The organism is Neobacillus fumarioli NBRC 102428, assembly GCF_001591485.1.
GTDB lineage: Bacteria > Bacillota > Bacilli > Bacillales > Cytobacillaceae > Neobacillus > Neobacillus fumarioli.
The window spans coordinates 51,276-72,095 of sequence record NZ_BCUZ01000003.1 but is presented as its reverse complement, the minus strand read 5'-3'; the positions used below and the strand labels follow the sequence as shown (position 1 = coordinate 72,095).

Genomic DNA, 20,820 nt, shown 5'->3' with positions numbered 1-20,820 from the left:
CATGGCCTTTTCCCTGCTTACACCGAAAAAACGAATCATCAACATTATTTTAAATGACCATTCGATTCGCTATGTAGAATTGAAGCAACCGCAGCCCCTTACTGTACTAAAGTGGGGCGAACATCCATTGCCGCCGGGGATTATCCATGATGGAAAAATCGCTGATCAGGAAAACTTGGTGAATATCCTTGAAGAATGTATGGATGAGTGGAAAATATCTCGCCGCTCGATTCGATTTGTCGTTCCCGATCCGCTCGTGATCATTCGTAAAGTATCGATTCCAGCTGAAATCGAGGACGATGAAATAAAAGGATATTTATATTTGGAATTAGGCTCGACCATTCACTTGCCATATGAGGAACCGGTGTTTGACATTCATTTGATGGGAACAAACGATAACACAAAGGATATTCTGTTGTTTGCAGCACCAGAAGAGCAAGTATTAGAATATGTTCAATTATTTCATCGTGTTAAGCTTCATCCTGTTGCAGCCGATATTTCACCGCTTGCCTTATATCGGATCTATCACCAGCTTGGCGTGACAGAACAGGACGAAGCACTCTTTACTGTTCAGTTTGATGTATCCAGTGTTAATCTTTGCATTTTCGAAGGAACCGTTCCACTTGTCATGCGGCAATTTTCATTACCCTTTATGTTAGAAGATTGGGAGATGAGAACCAATTCTTTAGGCGTAATAGAATATAACTTTGTTGGCGGAGAAGAAGAATTGTTCTTATCGTTAGAAGAAATCTACCGAGAAATCAGTAAATTGCTAGATTTTTATAAATACTCACTGAAAGAGAAACAGAAGGAGATCACGAAGTTTCTTCTTTACGGTGACCATCCAATGCTGAAAATTATTGAGGAGCAAGTAGGAGAACGTTTTGAAATTCCTGTGTCGAATCTTTATAAAGAGGCCCATTCAAAAGGGAAGACAGGGGGCATTTCTAACAATCTATTATTAGTGCTGGGACTCGCTTTAAAAGGGGTGTCATCATGTTAGTAGAAATTAACCTGCTCCCGGAGAAGGAACCGAAAAAGGTTCGCTTATGGCTCCTTGCTTCTGGATTTGCTGCCCTTTTCCTGCTTTTCGGTGTGTACTTTTACATTCAAGCCCATTCTGTCCAGACAAGCATTGAGTCTGTTGAAAAACAGATTTCAATCATTAAAAAATTGGAAGCAACTGCGGGCAGCCAATCAGCCAATTCTGCTGATCATACTGCTGCCAGTCAATTGAAGGCTGCTGTTGATTGGGCGAAGAATTATCCGATCCAAACAATCCCTGTGATGAACCATCTTACAGCACTCTTGCCTGAACGTGGTTTTATTCGGTCTTTCACTTATTCAGATTCCGGGGATATTAAGATCAGTGTGCAATTTGATACACCTAATGATGCCGCTTATTTTTTGGACAATCTTAATTCAGCAAAATGGGTTAAGGAAGCAGCTCTTTCTTCCCTGACGGCCAGTGATTCGAATACGGCAAATGGCGGCACCGCTTCTGGCAGTACATCTTCATCTGCTGCCGCGATAAATAGTAAGACAAATACTTCCAGTACGCCTCAGAACAGTCAGACTGCATCTGGTACACAAGCATCAAACCAGTCAAATAGTACTTCTGCTGGAAAAACTTCATCAGGCAGAGGTTCGACTGTTTCGCAACCAAGCAGTCCAAACAGAAAGCCTATAGCGGGGAGCAGCAGACCTGCTTCTGCTATTACAGGGACAAACGCTGATACTAATCAATATATGCCGCGATATACGGGGCAATTTACAATTACTTTAAATAAAGATGAGGCTAAAAAGCTGATGAATGCAGGACAAAACGTTGGTGACGCCGGGCAGGGAGCGAAAGGGTCATGAAGTTTCATTATTCTAAATTGCTGACCATATCCGTATGCTTTGTCTTTTTCATATTATTCATCATTTATGCTGAGTTTTTTTACTTAGTTCCATTAAAAAATGATTTGAACCAAAAACAACAGACCTTACAATCGGAACAGAAAGTTTTCGATGCATTAACGCGAAACAATTCGGTTAAGACAGTCACTATTGCCAATACGACTGAATTGCAGCAGAAGGTTCCCGTTAAACCGATGCAAGATCAGTTTATCTTGGACTTAGAAAAAGCCGAAATCATTTCGAATAGTACGATCAAGTCCATGAGTTTCTCAAATGATAATCTAGCAGCGGGCAATTCGCAAAATCAAGCTAATAATGTTAATGGTGCAACGAGTCAAAATACAACTAAAGCTATATCCATTCAGCAGTCGGCTATTCCGGCTTCTATCAAAAAGCTGACGGTCCAGTTATCAGTAGAATCACCTTCCTATGAACAGTTTGAAACTTTTGTTTCAACACTAGAATCTTTACAACGGATTGTCGTGGTAGAGGCGATCAATTATACAGGAGAAGAGGAAATGACCAATCTTGAGCAAACAAGTCAGCCTTTTTTCTACAACTTGACAGTTTCTGCCTATTATATGCCGAATCTCGAAGCATTGAAGGCACAGCTGCCAAAAATCGATGCTCCCCCGCCGGCAGGCAAGAACAATCCGCTAGCTCAGTTCCCTAATGTGAAGAAACCGTAACTGGCATTTTGAAGAAACGAAAATTTTGACGAAAGACAAAGATAACAAGACGACAAAAGTCTTGTTATTTTTTTTTTCGATTATGATAGGATGGAAGAAATTATCCAACCTAAGAGAAAGGAGATCAAACTGTGGACAAGCCTAACAAAGGCAGTACGATCACGATTAAAATAAATGGAGAGCAAAAGACATTTCAGGAAGAACTCCCAAAAGACCATCCGGAAGATGCCGTCTATAAAGAAGCTGACATCCATCAGATTCCATCAAATTCAGCGAAAGTATTCTCTGAGACTGCTGCAGCCCAGGAATCGACCGATGAAAGCTTCGATTGGATCATCCCTGAATCAGCTGATGATGAAATAGAAGAATTCCAATTTAAAAATGAACATGCCCCAAAAAAAAGTGGAAATATAAAGATTGCCTCATTTTCGACAAAAAACAATAAAAAGAAAAATGGATCGCAACCTTTCGTACGAATATTTATTTCCGCTGTCTTTGCGATTGTAATTGGCAGTGCGATCGGAGTTTTCATGCTTAAACTAGTGATCAGTAATCCTGAGAAGAAGGCTGAGGCAGAGCCAAATACAATGGAAACAGCAGGAAGTGCCCATGGAGATTCTGGCAGAACCAAGACAACATCTGCGTCGATCGAACAAATGGCTACATATATTATTCAAGGGGGGATTTATTCTACGGAGGGTGGTGCCAAGGAAACGGTGAAGGAGCTTTTGGCGAAAGGAATTCCCTCGCAGATTGTTACGATGAATGATAAGACGTTTATATTCCTTGGAGTTGCCGATTCGATTGAAACAGCGAAAGCGATCAGTCAGCATTTGAAACAAAACGGAGCCCAAGACGCATTCGCCAAGCCGTTGTTAGTAGATGGCAAGAAGTTTTCCGGACTTTCTGATCAAGAAAAAGCGTTCATCGGAGTAATGCCTGCTGTCTTTAAAACCTTTGTGAATACAGCAGGAGATGCCCTAGTATCAAACGAAATATCGCAAGATGCTAGAAAAGCACTATCATCGGCGGAAAAACAGTTAGCAGCCAAAAGTATCAAAAACAGCAATATACAGAAACTCCAAAAAGAATTAATCGGTGCGGCCGATCGAATCAAAGACTTTCAAAAAACAAAAGACTCTAAGAATTTGCTGGATGCCGAGCAGCATCTATTAAATTATTTATCTATATATTATTCCCTGAAATAACTTGACAAATTAGCCGAACAAGCTATTTTCCGGGAAATGAAGCCTGTCCGTCCGAGACAGGCTTTTTTGTCCAGTTCCAGGAGCCAGCGGCTCGAGGTCACAAGCCGCTAGGCGGGCTAACTTGCGCTTTTCTTAATTAGTATTAAATAATAGAAAAATTCCGCATAATTTTACATTATTCTTCAAAAATTAATCATATAAAAATTGTTTGCACAAAGCATTTCTGATACGATAAAAGTGTATCTCCCTTTTAGATTATGAAGGTAAGGTGATGACATGCAAAACCTCATATTAGCCTCTTCATCTCCACGGCGAAAGGAACTTCTAGAAAATCTCCGCTTATCATTCGCGATTTCAAGCAGCAATGTTGATGAAAGTTTTCATACGGAGCTGGCACCGGAGGAAGTTGTAATGGAATTAGCCGAGCGCAAAGCACAGGCTGTTTTCAAACAAAACAGTGATGCTTTTGTGATTGGTGCAGACACGATTGTTGCTCTTCAATCTCGCATCTTGGGAAAGCCGGCTGATGAGGCCGAAGCAGTTCAAATGTTAAAAGTACTTTCAGGCAATAAGCACGAAGTGTATACGGGGGTCTGTATCATCTCTCCAATGGGTTCTGTAAAGTTTTATGAAAAAACGGAAGTATGGTTTTGGGAGTTAACGGATGACGAGATACGGTTTTACGTCAAAAGCGGTGAACCGTTTGATAAAGCAGGGGCATACGGCATTCAGGAGCTCGGAAGCATGCTTGTCAAGAAAATAAATGGGGATTATTTTACGGTTGTCGGCCTGCCGGTTGCAAGGACCCTCAGGGAATTGCGGCGTTTAGGCTATCAGTTCCCCATTTGACGTTCACTCCCAAACGTAAGGGAGGAAAAAAGTTGTCGACCAATTCATTAATGATCCGCGACTTCCCTCTGGATGAACGTCCGAGGGAACGCTTTATCCATCATGGTCCGCAAAGTCTGTCCAATCATGAATTAATCGCCATTTTACTAAGGACGGGGACGAAGGATGAGTCCGTTTTACAATTAGCAAACCGCCTTTTGAGCCATTTTGAGGGACTGCGGCAGTTAAAAAACGCTACATTAGAAGAGATAACGGAAATTAAAGGAATTGGTTCTGCTAAGGCGATTCAAATATTAGCAGCTGTGGAAATTGGCAGAAGAATTGCCAATTCAACGTTTAATGACCGATATGTAATCCGTTCCCCGGAAGACGGGGCCAAGTATGTAATGAATGACATGCGCTTTTTACCACAGGAACATTTTGTTTGCCTGTATTTAAATACGAAGAATCAGGTGATCCATAAGCAAGCGGTATTTATTGGCAGCTTAAACGCTTCCATTGTCCATCCAAGGGAAGTCTATCGTGAAGCATTAAAACGATCAGCCGCCTCGATCATCGCGGTTCATAACCACCCAAGCGGCGACCCCACACCAAGCAGGGAGGACATTGAGGTAACAAAGAGGCTCGCAGAGTGCGGCAAAATTATCGGAATTGACCTTCTTGATCATTTAATCATCGGGGACAATAAGTTTGTCAGTCTTAAGGAAAAAGGATACTTTTAAGACTATGTTTTTATTTGACGATCAGCTATAATATTGTTTATGATTTTTTAGGACTGCTTTAACGGACTGGAAAAATAGTCAAAATAGACAGAGAACAGTCTGATGAACCTTTACCAGAAATTTGCATTTCGATCTGAAAGGGAGATACTAGATTATGTTTGGATTTGGAACAAAAGATCTTGGAATAGACTTAGGGACTGCCAATACGCTTGTATATGTAAAAGGAAAAGGAATTGTTCTTAGAGAGCCATCAGTTGTATCCATGCAGACTGATACAAAACAAATTGTCGCTGTCGGCAATGATGCCAAGAATATGATTGGACGGACACCGGGGAATGTTGTCGCTTTAAGGCCGATGAAGGATGGAGTCATTGCTGATTTCGAAACCACTGCGGCGATGATGAAACATTATATCCGACAAGCCCAAAAGAACAAAGGTTTCTTTTCAAAAGCCCATGTGATGGTGTGCGTCCCATCTGGAATTACGGCTGTTGAAGAAAGAGCGGTGATTGATGCTACTAGGCAGGCAGGGGCAAAGGATGCTTATACGATTGAAGAGCCGTTTGCTGCAGCAATTGGCGCCAATCTTCCTGTTTGGGAACCTACTGGCAGTATGGTCGTTGATATTGGCGGTGGAACAACGGAAGTCGCGATCATTTCCTTGGGCGGAATTGTGACAAGCCAGTCCATTCGCATTGCCGGTGATGAAATGGATGATGCGATAATTGCTTACATCCGCAAACATTACAATCTCATGATCGGTGACCGGACGGCAGAAACGATCAAGGTGGAAATCGGTTCAGCGGGAACACCTGAAGGCATTGACAATATGGAAATCCGCGGCCGTGATTTGTTAACAGGCTTGCCAAAAACGATTGAAATTACCCCAAAAGAAATCGCAGCTGCCCTTAGCGATACAGTGTCAGCGATCGTAGAAGCAGTTAAAAATACATTGGAAAAGACACCGCCCGAGCTTGCAGCTGATATCATGGACCGCGGAATTGTTCTGACAGGCGGTGGAGCACTGCTTCGCAACCTTGATCGAGTGATCAGCGAAGAAACGAAAATGCCGGTTCTTATTGCCGAAAATCCGCTTGACTGCGTTGCCATCGGTACAGGAAAGGCGTTAGAGCATATTCATTTATTTAAAACGAAAGCAAAAGATAAATAGAGGTGTATAATCATGCCACAGTTCTTCTCGAATAAACGACTGATTATCTTGCTTGTCAGCATGATTGTGCTCGTGGCATTGATTGGATTTTCTTTAAGGGAGAGGAATAGGCCATCATGGCCGGAGCAATTTGTCAAAGACACAACCGGCTGGGTGCAATCACTGGTGGCAAAACCTACCCATTACTTTGCAGGCTTATTTTCGAGTCTTCATGAGTTAGAAAATACCTATCAAGAGAATAAAGAGTTAAAGTCACGGATTGATAAGCTTGCCAGCTTGGAAGCAGAAGTACAAACTTTGAAGAAGGATAATCAAAGCCTTCGTGATACACTAGGGGAAAAACAGACCTTAAGTGATAATGATCCATTACCGGCTACTGTCATTGGCAGAAATCCGGACCGCTGGACTGAAATGCTGATTATTGACAAAGGCAATGTAAATGGCATTAAGAAGAATATGGCAGTTGTAACAGCGACCGGTTTGATTGGGAAGGTAAAAAGTGTCAATCAATTCAGTTCAACGGTTGAACTTTTAAGTGCCATGGATCCGAAAAACCGCATCTCAGCTCTTATTCAAGGAAAGTCAGATGTCTATGGATTTGTGCAAGGCTTCGATGAAAAACAAAAATTACTCCTGATAAAATCCATTCCGGCAGGAACAACCATTACAAAAGGACAAAATGTGATTACCTCCGGTTTAGGCGGCATATTTCCTAAGGGACTGGAGATCGGCAAAGTCGTAGATGTGAAACCGGACCAATACGGGTTAAATCAAACGGCCTACGTTAAGCCGGGAGCTGATTTTTACGATATTCAAAATGTGATTGTGATAAAAAGATTAATGACACAGCCACAAGTTTCACAAATGTCAAGCGGGAAGGAGGAGGACTTATGAAAAAAATCCTTCTTCCTCTTTTGTTTATGTGTCTATTTCTTGTAGAAAGTTTATTCGTTGAATATTTGCCTGACCAAGTTTTCGGCCAAAATTGGATCCTTGTCCCCCGCTTTCTATTCTCGACGTTAATTTTTCTAACAATTTACACCGGAAAGAAGCAAGGCATTCTATATGCTGCTATATTTGGTCTTGTTTTTGATGTTGTCTATGTCGAAGTTATCGGCATCTATTTGTTTCTGTTCCCACTGATCTGTTACCTCGTTTCGAAAATCATGCATTTATGGCACGATAATTTCATGATTGCATTCTTTGTAACCATTTGTGCAACAACGCTTCTTGAACTCGGATCATTTGGGATTCAGCATATCATCCATATTGCAAATCTTGATTTTATTGATTTTCTTAATCTGCGTCTCTTTCCTACCCTAATATTAAATGCGATCTTTTTGCTCATCTTCGGATATCCGTTAAAGCGATATTTTGAAAAATATGCCGCCCGATTGAGTGGAGAATGATAAAAAAGAGGAGAATGGACGCTTCGTGTCGAATTTTATTATGATGAGTGTGTTCGATTCGGAATAGGAAAAAATCCATTCTAAACTGAAAGATCGCCCATTCCGAAATTGTTTTCATATTTTGAGGTGAAATATTCTCCATGAAAAAACGGCAAAATGTTACGATAAAAGGTACAAAGGATGGACTTGTCCTTCATCTTGATGATGCATGTTCCTATCAGGAACTGAAGCGGGAATTGGATGATAAACTCTCCCAAACGCTAAGGGCGCAAGAAGAAGGCCGTATAATCGCTGTTAAAGTTGAAATAGGCAATAGATATTTAACAGAGGATCAGCGGGAAGAGTTAAAAACGTTAATCCGCCAAAAAAAGAATCTCGTTGTTGATGATATTGAATCAAATGTCATAACCAAGGAAGAAGCTAAAGCATTAAGGGCTGAAACGGAGGTTGTGACAGTTTCCAGAATTATTCGGTCGGGGCAGGTTCTGAAAGTCCCGGGAGATTTGCTGATAATTGGCGATGTAAATCCTGGCGGAGAAGTCATTGCCGGCGGCAATATTTTTATTATGGGAACTTTAAGGGGCCTTGCCCATGCCGGATGTTATGGGAATCATGATGCAGTGATTGCCGCCTCCCAGTTAAGGGCATCGCAGCTTCGCATCAGCGATTGCCTAAACCGGGGGCCGGATCACATAACAAGCAATGAAAAGCATGAAATGGAATGTGCTTACATAAATGAAAACCATCAGATTATCATTGATAGATTACAAGCTTTGATTCATTTAAGGCCTAATTTAACGAGATTAGAAGGGGGACATTAAAGTGGGAGAAGCAATTGTAATTACATCAGGCAAGGGTGGTGTAGGCAAAACAACAACTTCTGCGAATATCGGTACAGCACTGGCCCTTCAAGGCAAAAAAGTATGCTTAGTAGATACGGACATCGGCCTTCGAAACTTGGATGTCGTAATGGGACTTGAAAATAGAATTATTTATGATCTTGTTGATGTCGTGGAAAAGCGTTGCAAAATTCATCAAGCTCTGGTGAAAGATAAACGTTTTGATGGACTATTATATTTGCTCCCTGCAGCACAGACTGTTGATAAGTCAGCCGTTACTGCGGAGCAGATGCAGGAATTGATTGAGGAATTAAAACAAGATTATGAGTTTATTATTATTGACTGCCCTGCTGGCATTGAACAGGGCTTTAAAAATGCCATCGCCGGTGCAGACCAGGCCATTGTCGTGGTAACCCCAGAGGTTTCTGCGGTTCGTGATGCCGACAGGATCATTGGTTTGCTGGAGAAAGAAAAACATATGGAGCCGCCAAGGTTGATTGTTAACCGCATCCGAAATCATATGATGAAAAGCGGGGATATGCTGGGTCTGGATGAAATTACTCAACATTTGTCGATTGAATTAGTAGGCATTGTGGCGGACGATGAAGAAGTCATTAAAGCATCCAACCACGGCGAGCCTATTGCCTTGAACCCAAACAGTAAGGCTTCGATTGCCTACAGAAATATTGCAAGACGTATTTTAGGAGAATCGATCCCGCTTCAGCCGCTTGAGGAGACCAACAAGGGCATGTTTAGCAAATTGAAAAAATTCTTTGGTGTGCGCTAATAAAAGTCTGTTCACAGAATTTGTGGACAGATTTTTTTTCCAAGTCATACTCTTGAACAAGCCTTCATAGATTTGTACAAAATAGCGGGAAAAGGGTGGATAGGTATGGCGCGCTCATCAGCAGACGAAATTCGGCGAAGAATCGCCAAGCGAAAGAAAAGCAAAGAATCATCCGTTAACGGCCATGATCAGCATATTATTTGGCCGGGGGATAGTGAGTATGAATTTCCAACGTATACTTCAGATAATGGCACAAATGATGAAAATCACCCTTTATTTAGAAAAGAAGTGTTCTTTTTTAAATTTTTAGCTTCTGTTTTATTATTTTTAGCGGTGGCTATTCTGTTCCGTAATCACTCGGCTACGCTCGCCCCAGTAAGGGATTTTGTCACTAGATCCATGGATACTGATTTCAAGTTTGCGGTGGTTTCAGATTGGTATGAAAAGAAATTCGGCAAACCCCTTGCCTTATTGCCGTTTTCACAGGATGATCAGAAAGGGAAAACAGAAGTCGTCCAAACAGAATATGCTGTCCCTGCAATGGGAAAAATTCTTGAAAACTTTCAAAAAAATGGTCAAGGAATTATGATTGAAACTCAAAAGGGGGCAGCCGTGCAAGTCATAAAGGATGGCTTTGTCAATTTTGCCGGTGTAAAAGACGGCCTAGGAAAGACAGTCATTGTTCAGCATTCTGATGGTTCCGAAACATGGTACGGAAATTTAGCTGATATTAAGGTTAATTTATATCAAAAAATTAAAAACCGAACTGTGGTAGGAACAGTCTCTACTTCCCCGGATGAGGATCCAACAAAAGGCAAGTATTATTTTGCCATCAAAAAAGACGATCATTTTGTTGATCCAAGTAAGGTGATTCGTTTTGAGTAAAGTCATCCAATTGTTTCGGCTGATCCGTATCCATCCCTTACTATGGATTGTCATCGCTCTATCCATTGTGACAGCTCATTTTCAAGAAATCTGCTTACTGTTTGCGATTATATTTATTCATGAAATGGGGCATGCGGCGGCAGCTTCTTTTTTTTCATGGAGAATACAAAAAATCACCCTTCTCCCATTTGGCGGTGTAGCAGAAATGGACGAACACGGGAACCGTCCATTAATAGAAGAAGCAATTGTTGTGCTGGCGGGGCCGCTGCAGCACGTGTGGATGTTGGCAGCAGCTTACGGTTGCTTTATTCTTCATCTTGTACCGGAAGATTTATTTCAGCTGTTTATTGATTACAACTTCATGATCTTGCTGTTTAATTTGTTTCCTATTTGGCCGCTGGATGGCGGTAAGTTGATTTTTCTGCTGCTATCACTCAGGATTTCTTTTTCCGAAGCTCACAGGCTGACCCTCACGATTTCCGGTATTAGTTTATGCCTGTTTGCTTTTGTCATCATTATTTTTGCTCCAACCCATATTAATGTTTGGATTATCATCGCCTTTTTGATCTTCTCGCTCTATCACGAATGGAAACATCGCCGCTTTATCTTTATGCGCTTTTTAATGGAACGCTATTACGGCAATAAATCCAGCTTAAGGTTATTAAGGCCAATTCAGGCAAATGAACAAGAGTTAGTCATTGATGTGTTGGAGAAATTTCAGCGAGGCTGCAAGCACCCGATCATTGTAAAAGATGGCGGCAGGGAAAAAGGAACATTGGATGAAAATGAATTATTGCACGCGTATTTCAAGGAGAATCGATTAAACGACAAACTCAGCGATCTTCTCTTTTCTTATTAAAAAGGTATAATAGGACTATTAAAGTAAAAGTGAGGAATAGCTAGTTTGGAACGGTTAATTATAAATTATGCAGCACGTGAAAAACGATTTGCCTATTTGCGCGATCATCGAGTGGAACGGCTCGTTTTCGATCGGCCGGAACATCAATCACTGGTCGGCAATATTTATTTTGGGATCGTAACGAAGGTTCTGCCAGGGATGAATGCAGCTTTTGTTAATATTGGGGAAGAGAAAAATGCTTATCTGCATCGAGATCTGATTCCGGCATTTGTTTCATCAGGTGAAAAATCGAAAAACATCACTGCCTTTGTCCATCAGGGAGAAAAATTACTTGTTCAGGTGGTCAAGGATGCGTCCGGAACAAAGGGACCTAAAGTGTCCGGGATTATTGAAATAGAAGGAAACCATCTGATTTATATGCCATTCGGCCGGTATGTTGGTGTGTCAAAGAAAATCCCGGATGAACGAAAGACTTTCCTAAGACAGCTAGGCAGCCGCTTGAAAACAATGGAAGAGGGATTAATTTTCCGCACATCGAACATAAATACCGAAGAGCATGAAATCAAGGAAGAACTTGATGAACTGCGCGGGCAATATCAGGAACTTCTCCGCAAAGCGAAAAGTTATAAAAAACCGGGAATGATGTTGCGAAAAAGTCCGTTTATCGGACAGGTAGAGGAACTTGCAGCCAAAATGGCCAGTGGAGAAATAGTGGTAGATGATGTAATCCTCAAAAAACTTCTGGAAGAGAACCATCCTAACATTAAGGTTACTTACTATAATGGCAAGGAAAATATTTTTTCTGCCTATAAAATGGAAACAGAAATCGATAAAGCCCTAAAACGCATCGTTTGGCTTGAAAATGGTTCGTATTTAGTTTTCGATGAGACAGAGGCTTTGACGATCATTGATGTAAATACCGGAAAATTTTCTGGGAAGGCCGATTACGAAGATACAGTATTTAAAACGAATCAGCTGGCTGTCAAAGAAATCTTCCGTCAGCTCCGCCTTCGCGATATTGGCGGCATTGTCTTAATTGATTTCATTGATATACACCGTGAACGGGATCGTCAGCTCCTTTTACAAACGATCGAAGCAGAAGTGGTGAAAGATGAGAAACGGACAAATATTGTCGGCTTTACACCGCTTGGAATTTTACAGCTGACAAGAAAGCGGACGAAGGCGGCACTTTCGCAAACTTTAGAAGTGAAATGTCCAGTCTGTGAAGGAACAGGACGGATTTTGAGCGCAGAAACAGTAGCCTTTCGTCTTGAACGCGAGCTGCTTGAACACCGTCATACGGATGCTGAAGCTGTCCTTGTTGAAACAACGAATGAGGTGAAGGAAGCCCTGTTCGGTCCGGATGAAGCCTTCCGCGCCGAATTGGAGGGGATGCTACATTTTACGATTTACTTTTCGATCAAGCCATCGCTTGAACCTTATTATCTTATTAAACAATTTGGCAAAGAGAGCGAGATTGCTTCAAAAGTATTTGACACTTGAAATAGATTTATGTTACTATTTTAACGTTATGTTTGTAGCACCTGTGCTACAACCGCACTGAACAGGTTTTAAGTTTTTTGTGAGCATCACGAAAAACACCTGATGAAGGCGAGTCTGAGTTTATAAGGAGGTGCAGTTCATGTACGCAATTATCGAAACTGGCGGTAAACAATTGAAAGTAGAAGAAGGCCAAGCAATCTACATTGAGAAATTAAATGCAGAAGCTGGCGACACAGTTACTTTTGACAAAGTTCTTTTCGTTGGCGGTGAAACTGTAAAGGTTGGCAGCCCATTAGTTGCAGGCGCTACTGTTACAGCAAAAGTTGAAAAACAAGGCCGTGCGAAGAAAATCGTTGTCTTCAAGTACAAAGCAAAGAAAAACCAACGGAAGAAACAAGGTCATCGTCAACCTTACACTAAAGTAGTCATCGAAAAAATCAACGCGTAAGGCTGCACTAAGATGATTTATGTAACGATTAATCGTACAGAATCCGGAAACATTCAATCTTTTACAATGATGGGGCATGCCGATTTTGCTGAGCATGGCGAGGATATTGTCTGTGCTGGTGCATCTGCGGTAACACTCGGCATGGTTAATTCCATTGAAGTGCTGACGGGTGTTGCCGCAAAAGCGGAGCAGGGAGAATCGGGTTATCTTCATTGTGCATTTCCCGAAAACCTTCCGGTTGATACTTCAGCGAAGGTACAGCTGCTTCTTGAAGCCATGGTCCTGTCATTGCAGGAGATTGAAAAAGCTTACGGTAAGCACATAAAAATTTCTTTCAAACCGTAGGAGGTGGAACAAATGTTAAGATTTGATCTTCAGTTTTTCGCTTCTAAAAAAGGGGTAGGTTCGACAAAGAACGGCCGTGATTCCATCGCAAAGCGTCTTGGTGCCAAGCGTGCGGACGGTCAATTCGTAACTGGCGGTTCGATCCTTTACCGTCAGCGCGGAACAAAGATTTATCCAGGTGAAAACGTTGGCCGCGGCGGAGATGACACTCTATTTGCAAAAATCGACGGTGTCGTGAAATTCGAACGCATGGGTCGTGACCGTAAAAAAGTAAGCGTCTATCCAGTAGCTCAAGAAGCTTAATGGATTTTTAGAAAGCTCTAACCTAAAACGGGTTAGGGCTTTCTTTTTCTTCCAAATTTTTTCTTCATTTGTGTGATGCTCTGTTTTCTTCACGCAAAAATGCTTACTCCCTAGTATTTTTTTGATATACTATCAGCAAACAGTTTAGTGATACTGATTTGGGAGCGTAAGTATGAAGAAAGAGTGGGATATGATCGAGGTACTAAGGCATTCACGCCATGATTGGTTAAATAGGCTGCAGCTTATAAAGGGGAATTTGGATTTAGACCGCATTGACCGGGCCAAGTCAGTCATTGATGAAATTGTGATTGAAGCACTGCAAGAAACAAAGCTGTCAAATCTCCCCATGCCCCAATTCGCTTCATTACTGTTAAAAGCGAATTGGAATGAAAATGCTTTTAGACTAGAATATGAAGTATTAGAGGACCAAGAAGCGTTTAACATTCAAGATGAAGTCTTGGCTGATTGGACAAAAAATTTTTTTATCAGCTTAAATCAAGCGATTGAAATTTTTCATGAAAATCATTTATTTATTACGATTGCACCTCAGGCAGAGGGAATCCGATTCTTTTTTGATTTTAACGGGATAATAATAAATAAAAAACCAATTGAGAAATTCCTGGCTGAACAAAAAGACATGGTTATTGTTACCGTTAGGGGATTTTTTGAAAACGAACTCGCACTGGAGGTTTTCATGCCTTTTTTGTAGAATGTGCTAAGGCAGGAGGAATAGGATGTTTGTCGATCAAGTCAAAATTTATGTCAAAGGCGGTGACGGCGGTAACGGAATGGTGGCGTTCCGCCGTGAGAAATATGTACCAAAAGGCGGTCCTGCCGGCGGAGACGGTGGGAAAGGCGCAGATGTGGTATTTAAAGTAGACGAGGGACTAAGAACGTTAATGGACTTCCGTTATCAGCGCCATTTTAAAGCACCAAGAGGCGAGCACGGCATGTCTAAGAATCAGCATGGGAAAAACGCCAAAGACATGATTGTCAAGGTGCCGCCTGGAACCGTTGTGATGGATGCCGAAACGAAAGAGGTTATTGCTGACTTAACGGAACATGGACAAACGGCAGTAATCGCCAAAGGAGGCCGCGGCGGACGAGGAAATACCCGCTTTGCAACTCCGGCCAATCCGGCGCCGGAAATTGCTGAAAATGGCGAACCGGGTGAGGAACGGGATGTCATATTGGAATTAAAACTTCTGGCAGATGTTGGTCTTGTCGGGTTTCCAAGTGTTGGCAAGTCAACGCTGCTGTCGGTTGTTTCTTCGGCAAAGCCGAAGATTGCCGAATATCATTTCACCACCATTGTTCCGAATCTTGGCATGGTGGAAACAGAAGATGGGCGCAGCTTTGTCATGGCTGATCTTCCAGGGCTGATTGAAGGGGCACATGCCGGCGTCGGCCTAGGGCATCAATTTTTGCGTCACATAGAACGGACAAGGGTAATTGTTCATGTCATAGATATGGCGGCGGTGGAAGGCAGAGATCCTTTTGAGGATTACCTGACGATTAATCGAGAATTAAAAGAGTATAATCTACGACTGACAGAGCGGCCGCAAATCATTGTTGCCAATAAAATGGACATGCCGGAAGCGGAAGAAAATTTAAGGAAATTCAAGGAAAAGCTCGAGGAGGATTATCCGATCTTTCCAATATCGGCAGTTACCCGAAAAGGATTGCGGGACCTGCTTTATGCGGTGGCCGATAAACTTGAGGAAACTCCTGAATTCCCGCTTGAACATGAAGAAGAGGTAACAGGTGTCCATCGTGTCATTTATAAACACGAGCCTGAACAAGAAAGCTTTAAAATTACAAGAGATCCGGATGGCTCATTTGTCCTTTCAGGAGCCAAAATAGAAAAGTTGTTTAAAATGACCGACTTTTCCCATGACGAGTCTGTCCGCCGTTTCGCACGCCAGCTTCGCGGACTTGGTGTGGATGATGCCTTAAGACAAAGGGGCGCAAAAGACGGGGATATCGTCAGATTATTAGACTTTGAATTCGAATTTATCGAATAAGAAGAATGGGCTCCTCTGTGGTTAAGGGAGAGGTGAAAATGGCTGATTTCAGTAAAAAATTTTATTTAGTCCGTGAAGATATACTACCGGAAGCAATGAAAAAAACAATCGAAGCAAAGGATATGCTTGAACGGGGCATAGTGGAATCTATCGGTGAAGCGGTTCAAAAGGTGGATTTAAGCAGAAGTGCTTTTTATAAATATAGAGATACTGTATTTCCTTTTTCAACGATTTCAAAAGAAAAAATTGTTTCGCTTTTCTTCCATTTAGAGGACCGGCGGGGTACCCTGTCAAAGCTGTTAGGGGTTGTGGCTGCTTCTGGCTGCAATGTGTTAACCATCCATCAAACCATTCCGCTTCAGGGAAGAGCAAATGTCACACTGTCAATAAACACAGCCAATATGACGACCGAGATGGATGGACTGCTTTCTGAATTAAGAAAGCTGGAATTTGTACAAAAAGTTGAAGTGCTGGGAACAGGTGCATAACCGCTGCCCAGCTTTCTTTGGAAAGGGAGACGAGAGTCGTGAAAGTGGGTTATTTAGGACCAAAGGCAACATTCAGCGAATTGCCGGTAAAGATGGTTTTTTCGGAATTTGCAGCTGTTCCGTATCGTACGATTGCGGAATGTATCGATGCTGCAGCCGATCAAGAAGTGGATTTGGTGGTAGTTCCGCTGGAAAACGCCCTAGAGGGTACTGTAAATATTACACTGGATTATTTAACACATGTCGTTCAGCTGCCGATTGTCGGGGAAATTACGATCCCGGTTAAACAGCATTTAATGGTTCATCCGGCAAATGCGGAAAAATGGCAGGAAGTTAGCAAGATATACAGCCATTCTCACGCTATTGCCCAGTGTTATCAATTTTTACATAAGCATTTTAAAGGGGTCCCATTGGAAAGTGTTTCTTCTACAGCTCAAGCAGCGCTGATGGTGATGAATACACCGGAAATCAATGCGGCAGCGATTGCGAATGAATATGCCGCGAAAGAATATGGACTGGCGCTCGTCGCGCGAAACATTCATGATTTTGACTATAACCATACCCGGTTTGTTATTTTATCGGACAAAGAAATCGATTTTGAAACAATCAGCGGTTCATCGCATTATAAAACGACACTGATGGTGACCCTTCCTTCAGATCAGGCTGGGGCATTGCATCAAGTATTATCTGCTTTTGCCTGGAGAAAACTAAATCTTTCAAAAATTGAATCAAGGCCAATGAAAACAGGGATTGGCAATTATTTCTTCATTATTGATGTCCAAATGAAGCTTGACGAAGTACTGATACCTGGTGCCATTGCTGAAATGGAGGCCCTCGGCTGCAGTGTCAGAATACTGGGAAGCTATCCTGCTCTAATGGTGGAATCTGATTAAAGTAAAGAAAGGACCCGCTTAAGTAAACTGGGTCCTTTTGTTATTCCATTAACAATCCTGCTTTTTTTAACGCAGCTTCCACTTGATCCAGTGCGGCTGTGTTTTCGGCTGAAATCGTGTGAAGGTGTATGCCACCGGTTAATTCCGACAGCAGAGACGCTTTTGTCGAGCGGATTTTTTCCATAAACTGCTTTACGTCCTGCCGGTTTGACACCATAATCGAAGCGGTTAAATCTCCATAAACAGCATGTTCAATTTTTACATCTTTCACCGTCACTCCATGGTCCACGATGAGATTGAGTTCTTTTTCTGTTTCTTCAGGAGAGTGGCGGCAGGCAATTGTTCTTTCGTAAGATGGAATGGCGTTATCTTGTTTTAAATATATATAGCCCTGGCTCGTGGCTAATATCGGCTCATTCTTAGCTTTAAGCAGCGTAATGTCACCGACAATCACCTGTCTGCTAACATTTGTCCTCGAAGCAAGGTCGCTCCCGGTCAGCGGCTCCGCACTGTTTTTCAATAACTGTAATATAAACGCCCTCCTTTCTTCTCCCAAGATCTTTTTTGTTTCGGTCATAGCAATCCTCCTAAACCATATTATTACTTCATTTTAACATAATTTTAGTAGATCGGTTTTTCAAGTGAAGGATTGGCAGTGCTATCTGAATAGTCTTAATGGAAAATTTTCCAAAATAAAAGGGCCATCCAATAGCTCAAAAGCCGATTTATTGGACAGCCCCTCTATTTTAAGGAATCCGCTGCGGGATCTCGTTATTGATATTGCGATCTCGGCCGATAGTTCCTTCATCAATGTCAACATTTACTGTCTTACCGTGGACATACGGTTTCACAGCATCTCGAATAGCCTGTTTAGTTTGCGCAGCCCTTCGGTTGTCATTTAACACAACAGAAACTGTCACAATGTTCCCGTAAGTGACAGAGCGAATGCTGCGAACATTCTCCATGCCAGACACTCTTGCTCTGATTCGATTAGTGATGGTTTCTTGAAAATCCGGATGAGTGACGGTTCCGGCATTTCCAATTTTTCTATTTAGATGCCCATGGTAATTAGAATCACTTGTACTGAAGCGGTTATCCCGCTGGAAAAAATTTTTATCTGTTTCAGCTAAAGGAGTGGTGGGATTTTTCGGATTGCCATTTTCGTCTCGAATCTTCAGCATTCTTTGTTTTTGCTCACGCTGAAGACGACCTTCATCTCCAAAAGTATGATCCATAAACTCCGTAATGGGACCGTCATTGTCACGTAACATTTCATATTCAGTGACCGGGTGATTTTCATTCGTATAATACCCAACCCGTGTATCGTTGACAGCTGTACGGTTATTCGAACAGCCTGAAATGCCTAATATCATTAGGGCCGAAAGAGGAATGATCATCCACTGTCTTTTATTCAAGCGAAAAACCCCCTCAAAATAAGCCTTGAGCATTTATACATGCTCATTATTAGAGTGTTGCTTGAAGGGGTTTTTCATTCTTCCACTAATGACCATAAGATTCGTTCAACCGGTCCTTTAACCTCTCAACAAATTTTTTTCTTGCGTAAAACTGGCCAATGGACAGATCCATTACTTGTTTAAAAATTTTTTGGTTTGAATAAGATTTTTCTCTAATAATCCGGTTCCATTCGCGAAAAACATCAGCCGGATAGGCTAAGGCGTATAAAAAGGCAGGATCATGCATATATGAATGAAACTGTTTATGGCTGAATAATTTTTCAAATGACCAATCGATATATGGCAGGATCCGATTGGCGTATTGTAAATAGTCAAAACTCGGTGGACCGATATTCATCAAGTCAAAATCAATAAGCCTTAAGTCACCGGCTTGGTCGCGTATAAAATTATGATGGGCAACATCGCCATGAAGAATAACTTGCGGTTCTTTTAAACTTCCCTGATGTCGGTCAAACCCTGAAAGTGACCAACTGGCCCAGTCCGTCATTTCTGAAATAAATGGTTCTTTTATAAAATATTCGAGAAGGGGAAGATTATTTAAGAACATTTGCAGTCTTTCCAGCCATTTCCCCCTCAGGTCTCCATATGGAAGCAGTGTTCGATAACGCTGTACAAATGCCCTAGTTGCTTGGTGAAATTGGGCAAGTAAATCTAATCCTTCCTGGCGATTCTTTTGCGTATGAAAAGAGAAGGCTGTTTTATGTGGAGAAATATACTCCATGCAGCCGAAATACGTTCCTTCGAAAAAAAGAGGTTCTTTCACAGGCGGGGTTAAAAATAAATACGTATTCAAAAACCCTTCTTTTCTTAATGTAGCCGTAAACGCTTCTTGGAGCTTAAGCCGCTTTACAGATGAGAATCCTTTCACAATATAGGTATGTTTTTTTGTTTCCAGTAAAATAACGGAACTTTTGATTGGAACAAACCGGGTAATTTTTTCAGTAAACTGTGAACGAAAATAAGAGAAGAGACGATCAAAATAAGCATCGTCTCCATTATGATTTGACTTTGAATTAGCTACTTTCATCAGGGTAACCCGGCATACCGTAAGCTGTTCCAACCGGTCCCATACCATATGGATTCATAAACGGCGGTTGGGCTGCAGAACCCGTATATGGTGCACTGTAAATCGGCGGTGTCGGCGGCACAAAGTTTGGCTGTGTTCCTGCTGGTACTGCTCCTGGTGCAGGATCGCCGCAGCCGCAGTCTGCCATGGAACCAGTGCCAACCGGCAATCCTTGTTCTTGATGATAATGTTGTGTGATTTGAATTGGCGTGTTGGCTTCGGCAGCTGCTGTTTCCCGCATATCAAATTCTCCATTTTCCCTTAATGGCGGATAACCATATGGAATCTGGGCATAACCTTGGGCTGTATATTGCCCTGCTGGAGTTCCGGGAACATATCCTCCGTGATAACCTGCCGGATAACTTTGTGTCATTGGTTCATACCCTGCAGGATATCCTTGTGGCATCGGCGCATATCCTGCCGGATAACCTGTTTGGTAACTTGGAGGCAGCTGTTCATATCCCCCCGGATAGGATGCAGGAATTTGACTGTATCCCGGCGGAGCTGAATAAGCTGATGTTTGGCCTGGTGCTCCCATTACTCCTCCTGGTACCCCTCCTCCCGGATATCCTGGGTTATATGCCGGATTTACAACTGGTACCTGTGGCATGAATGATGATGATTCCATATCGTAGTGCCCAGGTACATACGCTGGCCCAACAGCACCTGGAGGTACGCCGTATACAGGGTCAGTGCTCATAGGCACCCCCGGGTCCAAATAGCCCGAGTGAGGCATATATGGCATTGTCGGCGCTGGCGTCGGTGCGAAACCTCCATATGGCGGACAAAATCCGGGACCAGGCAAAATGGGTGTCACCGGAACACAATATTCCTGCGGCTGGCACGGAATTTCTTGCACCGGTGGCGGTGCCGGGATAGGTATTTCTTTCTTCGGAACTTCTTTAACTTCTGGAAGAATATTGGCAGGTTTAGGTGGCAGCTGTGGTTGTTCAAT

The 20,820-nt window shown here is 42.3% G+C and carries 24 protein-coding genes and 1 other annotated feature; of the genes, 21 read left to right on the top strand and 3 right to left on the bottom strand.

Annotation, left to right across the window (positions count from 1 at the left end; translation table 11 throughout):
• Position 1: 1 nt before the first annotated feature.
• The 21 genes from pilM to pheA all read left to right on the top strand — a co-directional run bounded on the left by pilM (position 2) and on the right by pheA (position 17,324).
• Positions 2-1,003 carry a type IV pilus biogenesis protein PilM gene (pilM, locus tag BFU02S_RS01405; RefSeq protein ID WP_066365581.1) on the top strand — a complete coding sequence of 334 codons (1,002 nt, stop codon included), beginning with the start codon at positions 2-4 and terminating at the stop codon, positions 1,001-1,003.
• A complete protein-coding gene (locus BFU02S_RS01400; RefSeq protein WP_066365578.1) occupies positions 997-1,863 on the top strand; it encodes a PilN domain-containing protein in 867 nt (288 codons plus the stop codon). The genes pilM and BFU02S_RS01400 overlap by 7 nt, the downstream gene beginning before the upstream one ends.
• Positions 1,860-2,591, top strand: coding sequence for a type 4a pilus biogenesis protein PilO (locus tag BFU02S_RS01395; RefSeq protein WP_066365576.1), 732 nt, complete (start codon positions 1,860-1,862; stop codon positions 2,589-2,591). Before BFU02S_RS01400 ends, BFU02S_RS01395 begins: the two co-directional genes overlap by 4 nt.
• Before the next feature lie 131 nt (positions 2,592-2,722).
• Positions 2,723-3,799, top strand: coding sequence for an SPOR domain-containing protein (locus BFU02S_RS01390; protein ID WP_066365573.1), 1,077 nt, complete (start codon positions 2,723-2,725; stop codon positions 3,797-3,799).
• A gap of 276 nt (positions 3,800-4,075) precedes the next feature.
• Positions 4,076-4,648: a Maf family protein gene (locus BFU02S_RS01385; RefSeq protein ID WP_066365570.1), complete on the top strand. Its 573-nt coding sequence runs from the start codon at positions 4,076-4,078 to the stop codon at positions 4,646-4,648.
• Positions 4,649-4,698: 50 nt separating this feature from the next.
• Positions 4,699-5,370, top strand: coding sequence for a RadC family protein (radC, locus tag BFU02S_RS01380; RefSeq protein WP_174520320.1), 672 nt, complete (start codon positions 4,699-4,701; stop codon positions 5,368-5,370).
• A gap of 154 nt (positions 5,371-5,524) precedes the next feature.
• A complete protein-coding gene (locus tag BFU02S_RS01375) occupies positions 5,525-6,541 on the top strand; it encodes a rod shape-determining protein (protein ID WP_066365564.1) in 1,017 nt (338 codons plus the stop codon).
• Positions 6,542-6,553: 12 nt separating this feature from the next.
• Positions 6,554-7,435 (top strand): rod shape-determining protein MreC, encoded by an 882-nt coding sequence (gene mreC, locus BFU02S_RS01370; RefSeq protein ID WP_066365558.1) that lies wholly within the window; start codon positions 6,554-6,556, stop codon positions 7,433-7,435.
• Positions 7,432-7,950 carry a rod shape-determining protein MreD gene (gene mreD / locus BFU02S_RS01365; protein ID WP_066365555.1) on the top strand — a complete coding sequence of 173 codons (519 nt, stop codon included), beginning with the start codon at positions 7,432-7,434 and terminating at the stop codon, positions 7,948-7,950. Before mreC ends, mreD begins: the two co-directional genes overlap by 4 nt.
• Positions 7,951-8,090: 140 nt before the next feature.
• Complete coding sequence (minC, locus tag BFU02S_RS01360) at positions 8,091-8,771, top strand: septum site-determining protein MinC (protein ID WP_066365552.1); 681 nt, start codon at positions 8,091-8,093, stop codon at positions 8,769-8,771.
• 1 nt (position 8,772) lies between these two features.
• Positions 8,773-9,576, top strand: a complete 804-nt coding sequence (gene minD / locus BFU02S_RS01355) for a septum site-determining protein MinD (protein WP_066365550.1) — start codon at positions 8,773-8,775, stop codon at positions 9,574-9,576.
• Between the two features lie 105 nt (positions 9,577-9,681).
• Positions 9,682-10,461 carry a peptidoglycan DD-metalloendopeptidase family protein gene (locus tag BFU02S_RS01350; protein WP_066365547.1) on the top strand — a complete coding sequence of 260 codons (780 nt, stop codon included), beginning with the start codon at positions 9,682-9,684 and terminating at the stop codon, positions 10,459-10,461.
• Complete coding sequence (locus tag BFU02S_RS01345; protein WP_066365545.1) at positions 10,454-11,320, top strand: M50 family metallopeptidase; 867 nt, start codon at positions 10,454-10,456, stop codon at positions 11,318-11,320. The genes BFU02S_RS01350 and BFU02S_RS01345 overlap by 8 nt, the downstream gene beginning before the upstream one ends.
• Before the next feature lie 45 nt (positions 11,321-11,365).
• On the top strand, positions 11,366-12,823 hold the full coding sequence (locus tag BFU02S_RS01340; protein ID WP_066365543.1) for an Rne/Rng family ribonuclease: 1,458 nt from the start codon (positions 11,366-11,368) through the stop codon (positions 12,821-12,823).
• Positions 12,824-12,863: 40 nt separating this feature from the next.
• Positions 12,864-12,949, top strand: a sequence feature (ribosomal protein L21 leader region).
• A 13-nt stretch (positions 12,950-12,962) separates the two neighbouring features.
• Positions 12,963-13,271 (top strand): 50S ribosomal protein L21, encoded by a 309-nt coding sequence (gene rplU, locus BFU02S_RS01335; RefSeq protein WP_066365541.1) that lies wholly within the window; start codon positions 12,963-12,965, stop codon positions 13,269-13,271.
• Between the two features lie 12 nt (positions 13,272-13,283).
• Positions 13,284-13,616 carry a ribosomal-processing cysteine protease Prp gene (locus tag BFU02S_RS01330; RefSeq protein WP_066365531.1) on the top strand — a complete coding sequence of 111 codons (333 nt, stop codon included), beginning with the start codon at positions 13,284-13,286 and terminating at the stop codon, positions 13,614-13,616.
• Positions 13,617-13,628: 12 nt separating this feature from the next.
• Positions 13,629-13,919 (top strand): 50S ribosomal protein L27, encoded by a 291-nt coding sequence (gene rpmA, locus BFU02S_RS01325; RefSeq protein ID WP_066365528.1) that lies wholly within the window; start codon positions 13,629-13,631, stop codon positions 13,917-13,919.
• 172 nt (positions 13,920-14,091) lie between these two features.
• A complete protein-coding gene (locus BFU02S_RS01320) occupies positions 14,092-14,628 on the top strand; it encodes a Spo0B C-terminal domain-containing protein (RefSeq protein ID WP_066365526.1) in 537 nt (178 codons plus the stop codon).
• A 25-nt stretch (positions 14,629-14,653) separates the two neighbouring features.
• On the top strand, positions 14,654-15,943 hold the full coding sequence (gene obgE, locus BFU02S_RS01315) for a GTPase ObgE (protein WP_066365525.1): 1,290 nt from the start codon (positions 14,654-14,656) through the stop codon (positions 15,941-15,943).
• Positions 15,944-15,981: 38 nt separating this feature from the next.
• Positions 15,982-16,431: a transcriptional regulator ThrR gene (thrR, locus tag BFU02S_RS01310; protein WP_157075831.1), complete on the top strand. Its 450-nt coding sequence runs from the start codon at positions 15,982-15,984 to the stop codon at positions 16,429-16,431.
• Between the two features lie 38 nt (positions 16,432-16,469).
• Positions 16,470-17,324, top strand: coding sequence for a prephenate dehydratase (gene pheA / locus BFU02S_RS01305; RefSeq protein ID WP_066365524.1), 855 nt, complete (start codon positions 16,470-16,472; stop codon positions 17,322-17,324).
• Between the two features lie 40 nt (positions 17,325-17,364).
• On the opposite strand, the gene BFU02S_RS01300 is transcribed toward pheA, so the two are convergent.
• The 3 genes from BFU02S_RS01300 to BFU02S_RS01290 all read right to left on the bottom strand — a co-directional run bounded on the left by BFU02S_RS01300 (position 17,365) and on the right by BFU02S_RS01290 (position 19,826).
• Positions 17,365-17,901, bottom strand: a complete 537-nt coding sequence (locus BFU02S_RS01300) for a transcription repressor NadR (RefSeq protein ID WP_066365523.1) — start codon at positions 17,899-17,901, stop codon at positions 17,365-17,367.
• Between the two features lie 169 nt (positions 17,902-18,070).
• Complete coding sequence (locus BFU02S_RS01295; RefSeq protein WP_169797566.1) at positions 18,071-18,739, bottom strand: YhcN/YlaJ family sporulation lipoprotein; 669 nt, start codon at positions 18,737-18,739, stop codon at positions 18,071-18,073.
• Positions 18,740-18,824: 85 nt separating this feature from the next.
• A complete protein-coding gene (locus tag BFU02S_RS01290; protein WP_066365510.1) occupies positions 18,825-19,826 on the bottom strand; it encodes a phosphotransferase in 1,002 nt (333 codons plus the stop codon).
• Positions 19,827-20,820 lie beyond the last annotated feature (994 nt).